The 12,221-nt window shown below is 63.5% G+C and carries 10 protein-coding genes; 7 read left to right on the forward strand and 3 right to left on the reverse strand.

The genetic code is table 11. The annotated features are described in order from the left end of the window. The 7 genes from QZ213_RS15485 to QZ213_RS15515 all read left to right on the forward strand — a co-directional run. Positions 1 to 711: thiamine pyrophosphate-dependent enzyme (locus QZ213_RS15485; RefSeq protein WP_291686961.1), on the forward strand; the 711-nt coding region annotated here is incomplete at its 5' end. Positions 712 to 1,001: 290 nt separating this feature from the next. Then, a complete protein-coding gene (locus QZ213_RS15490; RefSeq protein ID WP_291686962.1) occupies positions 1,002 to 3,848 on the forward strand; it encodes a bifunctional transaldolase/phosoglucose isomerase in 2,847 nt (948 codons plus the stop codon). Between the two features lie 10 nt (positions 3,849 to 3,858). After that, positions 3,859 to 4,896 (forward strand): phosphogluconate dehydrogenase (NAD(+)-dependent, decarboxylating), encoded by a 1,038-nt coding sequence (gnd, locus tag QZ213_RS15495; protein ID WP_291686963.1) that lies wholly within the window; start codon positions 3,859 to 3,861, stop codon positions 4,894 to 4,896. Next, positions 4,893 to 6,425: a glucose-6-phosphate dehydrogenase gene (gene zwf / locus QZ213_RS15500; RefSeq protein WP_291686964.1), complete on the forward strand. Its 1,533-nt coding sequence runs from the start codon at positions 4,893 to 4,895 to the stop codon at positions 6,423 to 6,425. The genes gnd and zwf overlap by 4 nt, the downstream gene beginning before the upstream one ends. A gap of 5 nt (positions 6,426 to 6,430) precedes the next feature. After that, the gene (pgl, locus tag QZ213_RS15505) at positions 6,431 to 7,177 is read left to right on the forward strand and encodes a 6-phosphogluconolactonase (RefSeq protein ID WP_291686965.1); all 747 of its coding nucleotides are present in this window, start codon (positions 6,431 to 6,433) and stop codon (positions 7,175 to 7,177) included. 31 nt (positions 7,178 to 7,208) lie between these two features. Further along, on the forward strand, positions 7,209 to 7,727 hold the full coding sequence (locus QZ213_RS15510) for a gluconokinase (protein ID WP_291686970.1): 519 nt from the start codon (positions 7,209 to 7,211) through the stop codon (positions 7,725 to 7,727). After that, on the forward strand, positions 7,724 to 8,536 hold the full coding sequence (locus tag QZ213_RS15515; protein WP_291686966.1) for a Cof-type HAD-IIB family hydrolase: 813 nt from the start codon (positions 7,724 to 7,726) through the stop codon (positions 8,534 to 8,536). Before QZ213_RS15510 ends, QZ213_RS15515 begins: the two co-directional genes overlap by 4 nt. A gap of 118 nt (positions 8,537 to 8,654) precedes the next feature. Here the strand turns inward: QZ213_RS15515 and QZ213_RS15520 are convergent, their stop codons facing one another. From QZ213_RS15520 to QZ213_RS15530, 3 genes are all read right to left on the reverse strand, one after another. Further along, positions 8,655 to 9,653 carry a L,D-transpeptidase gene (locus QZ213_RS15520; RefSeq protein ID WP_291686967.1) on the reverse strand — a complete coding sequence of 333 codons (999 nt, stop codon included), beginning with the start codon at positions 9,651 to 9,653 and terminating at the stop codon, positions 8,655 to 8,657. Between the two features lie 132 nt (positions 9,654 to 9,785). Continuing rightward, entirely contained in the window at positions 9,786 to 11,588 is a 1,803-nt protein-coding gene (locus tag QZ213_RS15525; RefSeq protein ID WP_291686968.1) for a glycoside hydrolase family 15 protein, read from the reverse strand. A 27-nt stretch (positions 11,589 to 11,615) separates the two neighbouring features. Continuing rightward, positions 11,616 to 12,221 (reverse strand): 4-alpha-glucanotransferase (locus QZ213_RS15530; RefSeq protein ID WP_291686969.1); only part of this gene is annotated, 606 nt, incomplete at its 5' end.

A 12,221-nucleotide genomic window follows, 5' to 3' on the forward strand; every position in this document is an offset into this window, starting at 1 on the left:
GCCTCGATCGGCTTCGGCCAGTTCGCGCATTCGATCCGGCGCGGCGTCAACATGACCTATATCGTCGAGAACAACGGCGTTTACGGCCTGACCAAGGGCCAGTTCTCGGCCACCGCCGACCGCGGCTCGAAGTCCAAGAAGGGCGTCACCAATACCGACAACGCCATCGACCTGGTGGCGATCGCGCTGCAGCTGGGTGCGACCTTCGTGGCGCGCAGCTTCTCCGGCGACAAGTCCCAGCTGGTGCCGCTGATCTCCGCCGCCATCGAGCACCGCGGCTCGGCCTTCATCGACGTCATCAGCCCCTGCATCGCCTTCAACAACCATGCCGGCTCGACCAAGAGTTTCGACTATGTCCGCGAGCACAACGACGCGGTGAATCGCCTCGACGTGCTCTTGGGCCGCGACCCGATCACGGTCGATTACGAGCCGGGCACCGTGCAGATGGTCGAACAGCACGACGGATCGCGGCTGGCGCTGCGCAAGATCGATGCGGATTACGACCCGAACGATCGCCTGGCGGCGATGACGTTCCTGCAAAAGCACGCCGCCAAGGGCCAGATCGTGACCGGCCTGCTCTACATCGATCCCGAGGCGGACGACCTGCACGCCCATCTCGACACCGTGGACACGCCGCTCAACACGCTCGACGCCAAGGCGCTTTGCCCCGGCTCCGCCGCGCTGGACAAGATCAACGCCGGCCTGCGCTAGCCGATACCCACCGCATTCCCCGCGACACACCGCCGAACTGACGGGCGCCGCCGGCACCGGCGCATCGCGGTGCATCGCCGTTCGTTTGCGAAAATCCCTCCGGGAATCAACGCTGAACCACGGATTCTCCGGGATCGATATGTTGTGAATGGCGTTATGGTGCGGGGATCCGCATATTCCCTTCGTCGGCACCCTCTAAGGAACGGATAAGGTGCGGTTGACACCATTCGGCTTCCCGCCGGATGGTGCGGGACCCCGAAAGGGACCGGCTCGAACAGAACAAGGCCATCATGAATCCCGTCAAAGCACTCGAAAACCACGGTCAGGCGATCTGGCTGGATTTCCTGGCCCGCGGCTTCGTCGCCAAGGGCGATCTGCAAAAATTGATCGATAGCGACGGCGTCAAAGGCGTCACCTCGAATCCGTCGATTTTCGAGAAGGCGATCGGCAGTTCCGACGAATATGACGGCGCGATCGGGTATGCCTTAAAAAGGGGCGACCGCCCGGTGGCCGAGCTGTTCGAGCATGTGGCGATCGAGGACATCCAGAATGCGGCGGATGTGCTGCGGCCGGTCTATGATCAGTTGAACGGCGACGACGGCTTTGTCAGCCTCGAAGTCTCGCCTTATCTGGCGATGGACACCAAAGGCACCATCGCCGAGGCCGAGCGGCTCTGGAATGACGTCAGCCGCAAGAATCTGATGGTGAAGGTGCCGGCGACGCCGGAAGGCCTGCCCGCGATCCAGCATCTGATCGGCGAAGGTATCAGCATCAACATCACGCTTCTGTTCTCGCAGAAGGTCTATGTCGAGGTCGCCAAGGCCTATCTCGCCGGCCTCGAAAAATACGTCAAGGCCGGCGGCGACCCCTCACATGTCGCGAGCGTCGCCAGCTTCTTCGTCAGCCGCATCGACAGCGCGGTCGACAAGCAGCTCGATGAGAAGATCGCGCGCGCCAACGACCCCTCCGAGAAGGAGCGGCTCGCCGCGCTGAAGGGCAAGGTCGCCATCGCCAACGCCAAACTCGCCTATCAGGAATACAAGCGGCTGTTCTCCGGCCCGCGCTGGGACAAGCTTGCGGGCAGGGGCGCAAAACCGCAGCGGCTGCTGTGGGCCTCGACCGGCACAAAGAACAAGGACTATAGCGACGTGCTCTATGTCGAGGAGCTGATCGGCCCCAACACCGTCAACACGGTTCCGCCGGCGACGCTCGACGCCTTCCGCGACCACGGCACGCCGCGCGACAGTCTTGAGGAAAATATCGAGGACGCCAAACATGTCCTCGCCGAGCTTGAAAAATCCGGCATTTCGCTCGATGCAATTACGGCCGAACTGGTCAAGGACGGCGTCAGGCTGTTCGCCGACGCCGCCGACAAGCTCTATGGCGCGGTCGCGCACAAGCGCGCCACCGTGCTCGGCGCCGGTCTCGACCGGCAGGCGCTGGCGCTCGGGAGCGAAATCGGCAAAGCGGTCGAGACAACCACCGAAGAGTGGCGCGCCGCGGCGACGATCCGCCGGCTCTGGCAGCACGACAAATCGGTCTGGACCGGGACCGACGAGAACAAATGGCTGGGCTGGCTCCACAGCCCCTCGGCAGCCGATATCGCCGACTACGAGGATTATGCGCATCGCGTGAAGGGACAGAATTTCAGCGACGCCGTCGTGCTCGGCATGGGCGGATCGAGCCTCGGGCCCGAGGTGCTGGCGGAAACCTTTGCGAAACAGCCCGGCTTCCCCAGGCTGCATGTGCTCGATTCGACGGATCCGGCGCAGGTGCGCAGCCTTCAAGCGAAGATCAATCTCGCCAACACCGTGTTCATCGTCTCCAGCAAATCCGGCGGCACCACCGAACCGAACGTGATGAAGGATTATTTCTTCGCCCGGGTATCCGAGACGATCGGCGCAGAGAAGGCCGGGCACCGCTTCATCGCGGTAACCGATCCCGGCTCGTCGCTTGAGAAAGTCGCGGCCAAGCAGGGCTTCGCGCGCATCTTCCACGGCGATCCCACCATCGGCGGACGCTACTCCGTGCTGTCCCCGTTCGGGCTGGTGCCCGCCGCGACCGCCGGCATCGACGTCCGTACGTTGATAAAGCATACGCTTTCGATGGCGCTCTCGTGCGGACCGGACGTGCCGCCGCATGAAAATCCCGGCGTACAGCTCGGACTCGCGATGGGGCTGGCCGGCCTCGACGGCCGCGACAAGGTGACCATCCTGTCGTCGAGGAAGATCGCCGATTTCGGCGCTTGGGCCGAGCAGCTGATCGCGGAGTCCACCGGCAAGGAAGGCAAGGGCCTGATCCCGATCGATGGCGAGCCGCTGGCCGATCCCGCTACTTACGGCCAGGACCGGTTCTTCATCGACATCAGGACCGAGGGCGAGGACGACGCCGCGCATGACGGGAAGTTGGCCGCGCTGGAAAAGGCCGGCCATCCCGTGGTGCGCATTGTCATGAAGTCGATCGAACATATCGGCCAGGAATTCTTCCGGTTCGAACTGGCGACGGCGGTGGCCGGGGCGGTGCTTGGCATCAACCCGTTCAACCAGCCCGACGTCGAGGCCGCCAAGATCAAGACCCGCGAACTGACGGCGGCGTTCGAAAAGTCCGGCAAGCTTCCGGCGGAAGAACCAGTGATGTCGTCAGCGCAGGCCGACCTCTACACCGACGAGAAAAATGCCGCAGCGCTGCGCCAGGCCGGCGCGAACGGTGATCTCGGCTCATGGCTGAAGGCGCATTTCTCCCGCTCCGGCACCGACGATTACGTGGCGCTGCTTGCCTATATCGAGCGCGATACGGCGCATATCGACGCCCTGCAGCACATGCGGCTTGCCGTGCGCGACAAGCGCCATGTCGCGACCTGCGCCGAATTCGGCCCGCGATTCCTGCATTCCACCGGGCAGGCCTACAAGGGCGGGCCCGACTCGGGCGTGTTCCTGCAGATCACGGCCGACGACTCCAAAGATCTCGCCGTGCCAGGCCAGAAGGCCAGCTTTGGCGTGATCAAGGCGGCGCAGGCGCGCGGCGATTTCGACGTGCTGACCGAGCGCGGCCGGCGCGCGCTGCGCGTGCACCTGAAGGGCGATCTCGAAGCGGGCCTCAAGATGCTCGATACGGCAATCACGGAAGCTTTGAACTGAGGATATACATATGCAGCTCGGCATGATCGGCTTGGGGCGGATGGGCGGCAATATCGTCCGCCGGCTGATGAAGCACGGACACACGACGGTCGTGTACGACAAGGACGCCAAGGCCGTCGCGGCGATTGCCGCCGACGGCGCGGTCGGCAGCGGCGCACTGGAGGATTTCGTCAAGAAGCTGACAAAGCCGCGAACCGCCTGGGTGATGCTCCCCGCCGGCAAGATCACGGAAGCCACCATCGATGCACTTTCGAAGCTGATGGAGCCCGGCGACGTCATCATCGACGGCGGCAACACGTTCTGGCAGGACGACGTCCGCCGCGGCAAGGCGTTGAAGGAGCGCGGCATCCATTACATCGACGTCGGCACCTCAGGCGGCGTCTGGGGCATCGATCGCGGCTATTGCATGATGATCGGCGGCGACAAGGCTGTCGTCGACCGCCTCGATCCGATCTTCGCGACACTGGCGCCGGGAATCGGCGATATCCCGCGCACCGCGGGGCGCGACGGACGCGATCCGCGCATCGAGCAGGGTTACATTCATGCCGGCCCGGTCGGCGCCGGGCACTTCGTCAAGATGGTGCACAACGGCATCGAGTACGGCCTGATGCAGGCCTATGCCGAGGGTTTTGACATCTTGAAGAACGCCAATATCGAAGCGCTTCCGGCCGAACATCGGTTCGATCTCGATATTGCCGATATCGCCGAGGTGTGGCGGCGCGGCAGCGTGATTCCGTCCTGGCTGCTCGACCTCACGGCCTCGGCGCTGGCGAAGAACGACACGCTCGATCATTATTCCGGCTTCGTCGAGGATTCCGGCGAGGGCCGCTGGACCGTCAACGCCGCGATCGACGAGGCGGTGCCGGCCGAGGTTCTGACCGCGGCCTTGTTCGCGCGCTTTCGCTCGCGCAAGGAGCACACCTTCGCCGAAAAGATACTGTCCGCGATGCGCGATGGTTTCGGCGGCCACAAGGAGCCGCAGCAGCATCCCGACCCGGTTCGGCAAAACGCGCCCGACCTCGTCAAGCCAAAGGCCGGACGCTCGTGACAGATGCCCTTCCAAATCTGACCCAGCTCACCAATCAGAAGAAGCCCGACCCCTGCTCCTTCGTGATCTTCGGCGCCACCGGCGACCTGACGCACCGGCTGGTGATGCCATCGCTCTATAATCTCGAAGCGACCGGGTTGTTGCCCGACAAATTCTGCGTGGTCGGCGTTGCCCGCAAGGGCACGACCAGCGACGATCTGCGCGATAGCCTGATGAAGGGCCTGCGGCAATACGCCACCCGCCCGGTGGACGACAAGGTCGCCAGGCGCCTCCTGGAATGCGTCACCAGCATCGAGGCCGATCCGAAAGACCCGGCCTCGTTCGATGCGATGCGGGAACGGCTGGAGAAACTGGAAACCAACCGCGCAACCGGCGGCAACCGGCTGTTCTATCTGGCGACGCCGCCCGCCGCGTTCGCGCCGATCAGCCGCGAACTCGGCCGCACCGGCATGCTGGAAGAAGCCAACGGCGCATGGCGGCGGTTGGTGGTCGAGAAGCCGTTCGGCACCGATCTCGCCTCGGCCAAAGCCCTGAATGACGAACTGCTGAACATCGTCACCGAACACCAGATCTACCGGATTGATCACTACCTCGGCAAGGAGACGGTGCAGAACATCCTGGTGCTGCGCTTCGCCAACGGCATGTTCGAGCCGATCTGGAATCGCAATCATATCGATCACGTGCAGATCACCGTCGACGAGAAGCTCGGGGTCGGCCATCGCGGCAGTTTCTATGACGCCACCGGTGCCCTGCGCGACATGGTGCCGAACCATCTGTTCCAGTTGCTGTCGCTGGTCGCGATGGAGCCGCCGATCCGCTTCGACGCGCATTCGGTGCGATCGGAAAAGGCCGATGTGCTGGCGGCGATCCAGACCCAGAGCGAGCAGGAGGCGCTGAAGAATTCCGTACGCGCCCAGTATCTCTCCGGCAGGATCGGCGACACCGAGATCGAGGATTACACCCGGACCGAGGACGTCGGTCCCGGCAGCACCACCGAAACCTACACCGCGCTGAAACTGAGCATCGACAACTGGCGCTGGGCCGGCGTGCCCTTCTACCTGCGCACCGGCAAGGCGCTGGGCATCAAGCGCACGGAAGTGGCCATCAAGTTCAAGCAGGCGCCGTTCGCGATGTTCAACTGCACGCCGGTCGACACGCTGGCGGAGAATTATCTCGTGATCGGCGTCGAGCCGACCGAAGGCATCGCGCTGCAGTTCAACACCAAGGTGCCGGGGCCGACGATTACGACCAGCGGCGTCGAGATGAAGTTCCGCTACAAGGACTATTTCAAGGCCGAGCCCGCGACCGGCTATGAAACGTTGATCTACGACTGCATGATCGGCGACAACATCCTGTTCCAGCGCGCCGACAGCGTGGAGGCCGGCTGGAAGGCGGTGCAGCCATTCCTCGACGCCTGGAAGAAGGCCGGCGCCAGGGGGCTCGAGAAGTATAAGGCCGGCAGCGAGGGTCCCGCCGACGCCGAAGAACTGCTCAAGCGCGACGGCCGCAGCTGGCGGAAGCTCGGTTAGGCCGGATGAACGGGAACGAAAATCGCCAGGTGATCACGGTTTCCGATTCGGCTGCGCTCGCGAAAACCGCGGCGGAGCGGATTCTGGCGCGGATAGCCGCCAATAGCGGTCGAGTCGCGATTTGCCTCACCGGCGGGTCAAGCCCGAAAGAGCTCTACCAGTTGCTCGCTACCGATCCCTGGCGCAGCAAGATCCCCTGGGATCGCGTGCACTGGTTCATCGGTGACGAGCGCTTCGTCAGCCCCGACGACCCGCTCAACAACATGGCGATGGCGCGGCGGGCGTTTCTCGATTGTTGCGCGCCCGCGACCAACATCCATCCGATCCCGACCGACACCGTCAATCCGGACGAGGCCGCGCGGCGCTACGAGCTTATCCTGCAGTCGTTTTACGGCGCCGACCGCCTCGATCCCACGAGGCCCCTGTTCGACGTCGTGTTGATGGGCGTCGGGCCGGACGGGCATACCGCATCGCTGTTTCCCCTCTATCCAGCCATCGACGAGACCGAACGCTGGGTGGTCGGCGTCCCCGAAGCGCATGTGGAACCCTTCGTGCCGCGGGTAACGCTGACCTTATCGGCGCTCGGCTCCTGCCGGGAAATGCTGTTCGAGGTCGCCGGCCCGGACAAGCGCGCGGTCTTGACGCGCGTGCTCGCAGGCGAGAACCTGCCGGCGAACCAGGCGCATTCCACTGAAGAGACCGTTTGGCTCGTGGACCAGGCCGCGCTTCCGGAGGGCTTTCGTGGACAATAAAACGGACAAGATACCCTGCGCGCTGATCGTGATGGGTGTGTCCGGCTCCGGCAAGAGCACCATCGCGGAAAGATTGGCCGAACGGCTGGCCTGGAGCTACGAGGATGGCGACAAGTTTCACCCGCCGAGCAACGTCGCCAAGATGAGCGCCGGCCAGCCGCTGACCGACAACGACCGCTGGCCGTGGCTGATGGCGATTGCGGACGAGATCGACCGGGTCTGCCTCACCCGCCAGCATGCCGTGATCGCCTGCTCGGCGCTGAAGCGCGCCTATCGCGACGTGCTGGTGCACGGACGAAACGATGTCCGCATCATCTTTCTCGAGGGCACGCAGGCATTGATCGCGAACCGACTGACGCAGCGCAAAGACCACTTCATGCCGCCGGGACTGCTGGAAAGCCAGTTCGAGACCCTGGAACCGCCGGATGCGCGTGAAAACCCGGTGACCGTGTCGATCGACGCTTCGGTTGACGCGATCGTCGATGACATCGTCCGCCAGCTCAGGCTTGGTCCCCTTGATAGCGGCGTGGCCCGCAGGAACCGCGCATGACCCGCATCGCCCTCGTTGTCTCCGATGTCGACGGAACGCTGATAACAAAAGACAAAGCCCTGACCGACGGCGCGAGGGACGCGGTGCGGCGGCTGCACGAGGCCGGCATCGGCTTCACCATCACCTCAAGCCGCCCGACCATCGGCATGCGCTTCCTGATCGAGCCGCTGGCGATCACGCTGCCGATCGGCGCCTTCAACGGTAGCTCGATCGTCGATCCGCAATTGAAGCCAATCGAGCAGCATTTGATCCCCGCACAAGCGGTCGCGCGCAGTCTCGAGGTGCTGAACGAATTCGGGATCGATATCTGGCTGTTCACCAACGAGAACTGGCTTACCCGCAACGGCGACGGCGAATACGTTCCGAACGAAAAGCGCGCGATCCGGGCCGATCCGACCGTGGTTACGGATTTTTCCCCCTATCTCGCGGCGGCCTGCAAGATCGTCGGCTCCAGTTCCGATCCGGCGCTGTTGCAACGCTGCGAAGCCGCGATGCTCAAGGCGGTGGGCACGCAGGCGACCGCGGTGCGATCGCAAAGCTATTACCTCGACGTCACGCCGCCGGGCCGTGACAAGGGCACCTTCGTGGAGGCGATGGCGAAGCGTCTCTCCATCCCGACCGATCAGGTCGCCACCATCGGCGACATGCAGAACGATCTGGCGATGTTCAAAAAGAGCGGCCTGTCGATCGCAATGGGCAACGCCACCGACGACGTCAAGCAGCAGGCGACGCAGGTCACGGCGTCAAACGAGGACGATGGTTTTGCGGGCGCGATCGAGATGATTTTGCGGAATAACGCAACGGGCTAGGCCCTGGCTTGCGCGCGCCTGGCCACACGTCGTCCCGGCCCAGTCCTGACAGTTGGCGCCGGTGGTTATGGACCTGCCTTCGCAGGCCGCGGACCCGTTTTTTCGGCCGCGGTTCCGCTCAGCTCTTTCGGCCGCCTTCCGGCGCCTCGACGAACACGACGGGCGTTCCCTTCTTGACATGGCTGCCCAACCAGCCGACGTCCCAATTGGTTAGCCGCACGCAACCGTGAGATTCAGATTTGCTGACCTTTGAAGGATTGGGCGTCCCATGGATGCCATATCCCTCCGCCGAGAGCCCGATCCAGTACGATCCCGCCGGGTTATTCGGCCCGGGCTTGATCGTGAAAGCCTCCTTGGATTTGACGCCTTTGAATTTGTAGTCGGGATTATAGCGGTAGTTGGGGTTTGCATCAGCGGAGACGACCTTCAGACTCCCGGTTGGGGTCGGCTTCTCCTCGCTTCCCACCGTCGCCGGAAAGAACGCGATCAGCGCACCTGAGTGGTCGAATGCCTTTACGGTCTGACGCGATTTATCGACCTCGATTCGGCCAATCGTCAATTTGGGCTGTTTGTTGAGGACGTTGGCAACGAGAATAGTTTCGCCGGCGTGATCGATCTTCTTGCCAGGGTTCAGAGTCGCCAGTAGCCCTTCGCTCATATGAAATTTTTCGGCGATGGCTTCGCGCAGGCTCGTATAGCCGAGAGCCTTCAGGCTCTTCATATCTTCAATTTTCGCCGGGAGTTTTTCCAGGAACGGCCCCTTCACGTCGCTGTCAGAGATCGTGTACTCGGCGATGACGGGATCCTTGTTGGTCTCCACAAGCGCTGTCCATACTCGCGGCGTGAGCGCCTTGCCGGAAGCCAGACCTTTCGCCTCGGCGAAGGCTGTGAGGGCCTTTTGCGCGTTTTCTCCAAGCTTGCCGTCGATTTCTCCAGGAGAGAACTTAGCCCGGTCGAGCAGAACCTGCGCCCTTACGACGGCTGCATCGATGTTGTCTTCGCCAGGAGGCTTTGAGCCGAGTTCAGCGCTATTGACGGCTGCCGCGTCAAGGCCGGCTGCCACGGCCGGAAACACCAGCCAACCCGACAAAATCGTCGCCACGAACAAGCGGATCATCCGGCAACCTCCAGTAATATCTTGATGACAAGAAACCGGAGGCTCGCGAGTTCCGTACCTGCGAAGAGAAAGCCGACTTCCCAGCGAGTCGCGCGAGCGAACCGCCGGGACGACAAGAGTTTGTTTCTGCGTCTACTTGGACCTCTGCACCGCGGGCTTCTCCTTCGGCTTCCTGGCGTCGCTGAGATTATGCGCGGTGTTGATCAGCGCGATATGCGTCAGGGCCTGCGGAAAATTGCCGGTCTGGCGCCCCGCGCCGGAATCATATTCCTCAGCCAATAGCCCGAGATCGTTCGCGACCGCCACCACGCGATCGAACAGCGCCTGAGCCTTCTCGATCTCGCCGGCCAGCACATAGGCGTCGGCGAGCCAGAGGCTGCAGGCGAGAAACGCGCCTTCGATCGGCTGCTTCTCTTCGCTGATTTCGCGCGGATCGTGCCGCAGCACGAATCCGTCCCGCATCATGCGCCTTTCGATCGCTGCGATGGTGCCGCGAACCCGCGGATCCGAGGCAGGAAGGAACCCGACCGCGGGCAGCAGCAGGATGCTGGCATCGAGAAGCTGCGAGCCGTAGGATTCGACGAACGTGTTCTGTTTCGGGTCAAATCCCTTTTCGCAGACATCGCGGCGGATTTCATCGCGCAAGGCCCGCCAGCGCTCCAGCGGCGCCTCAAAGCCGAATTTTTCAACGCTCTTGATGGCGCGGTCGAATGCCACCCATGTCATCACTTTCGACGAAACATAGTGCATGCCGTCGCCGCGCCGCTCCCAGATGCCGTGATCCGGGTGATCCCAGACTTCCGCCAGATGTTCGAGCACCGCGCATTCCAGGTCCCAGCTGCCGTCATCGAGCTTCAGATCGGCCATGCGCGACTGGTGAAAGGCGTCCATCAGTTCGCCATAGACATCGAGCTGCAGTTGCGCGTGCGCGGCGTTACCGACCCGAACCGGCTGCGCGCCCTCGTAACCGGGCAGCCAGTCCGTCTCCCATTCCAACAGCCGGCGCTGGCCCATGATGCCGTACATGATTTGCATATTGGCCGGCTCGCCGGCCGCGGCGCGCAATAGCCAGTTGTGCCAGGCCGACGCCTCCTCGGTATAGCCGGAGTTCATCAGCGCCAGCAGCGTGAAGGTGGCGTCCCGCAGCCAGCAGAAGCGGTAGTCCCAGTTGCGTGCGCCGCCGAGCTTTTCCGGCAGCGAGGTCGTGGGTGCGGCGACGATGCCGCCGGTCGGACCATAGGTCAGCGCCTTCAGCGTGATCAGCGATCGCATCACGAGATCGCGGTGATCGCCTTCATAGGTGCAACGGCTGCACCATTCGGTCCAGAAATCCTCGGTGGCTTGCAACGCGTACGCGGGGTCGATGGGTTTTGGCACCGGCAAATGCGACGGCCCATAGGTCAGCACGAAGGGAACGGTTTCGCCCTCGCCTACCCAAAAATCGGCCACCGTGGTCAGGTCCTCGCCGCGGGTCTCCACCGGAGTGCGCAGCACGGTCATGTCGGGCCCGCAGATCGCCAGCACCGCGCCGTCCTCGGTGCGCTTGACCCAGGGGATGTCGGTGCCGAAGCCGAAGCGGATCACGAGTTGCATCGTGATTTTGACGCGGCCGCTCACGCCGCGCACCAGCCGGACGACGTCGGAGGCATGGCCGCGCGGCGGCATGAAATCGACCACCGCGACGGTGCCGCTTGCAGTCTCGAACCGCGTCTCCAGGATCAGCGTCTTGTCCCAATAGCGGCGGGAGGTCTTTGTGACCTCCTCGGCCGGCGCGATCAGCCAGCGGCCATTGCGGTGGCTGCCGAGCAGCGCGGCAAAGCAGGCGTCGGAATCGAACGCCGGCCAGCATAGCCAGTCGATCGAGCCGTCGCGGCCGACCAGGGCCGCGGTCTCGCAATCGCCGATCAATCCATAGTCTTCGATTCGACCGGACAAACTCTCACCCGCTGAAATGAAGGCGCATCAAACCGCGACGTGCGTCCGCGTCTCCGTGGCTCGCTTGAGCGCGGCAACGTCGATCGCCGCCGCGATCTCGTCGAGCGCCAGCGGCAACCGCCGACGCCAGTTCGGATGTTCGTCGACGGTGCCGGGAATATTGGGCTGGTCGATCACGCCAAGCAGGTCCTCCAGCGAGATTGTCAGCAGGCGGGACTTGGTCCGCGCCAGGAAACCGACGACCGCGTAGAGATCATGGTCCTCGATGGCGTGGTGACGCAGGATATCGCTCAGCATCGCCAGCGCATGCCAGCGCGCGTCGTCGCTTTCGCCGGGATCGATGCCGAGCGAACGCTTCAGCCTGAGGTCGCTGAACGAGCGCCAGCCGGCATAGGTCGACAGATCGTGGGTATTGAAGGTGACCAGCGCGTTCGGCGCATAATAATCGATGCCGCGAAACCGGCCATGGTCGTCGCGCTCGAACATCATCACCTGATACGACCAGATGCCCCAGTCGGCCATCTGTTCGCGAAAGCCTTCCGGCACGGTGCCGAGATCTTCGCCGATCACCACGCAGCGATGCGCCACGCTCTCCTGCGCGGTCGCCGCCAGCAGCGCCTCGAACGGCATCTG

The organism is Bradyrhizobium sp. (genome assembly GCF_017881085.1).
Lineage (GTDB): Bacteria > Pseudomonadota > Alphaproteobacteria > Rhizobiales > Xanthobacteraceae > Bradyrhizobium.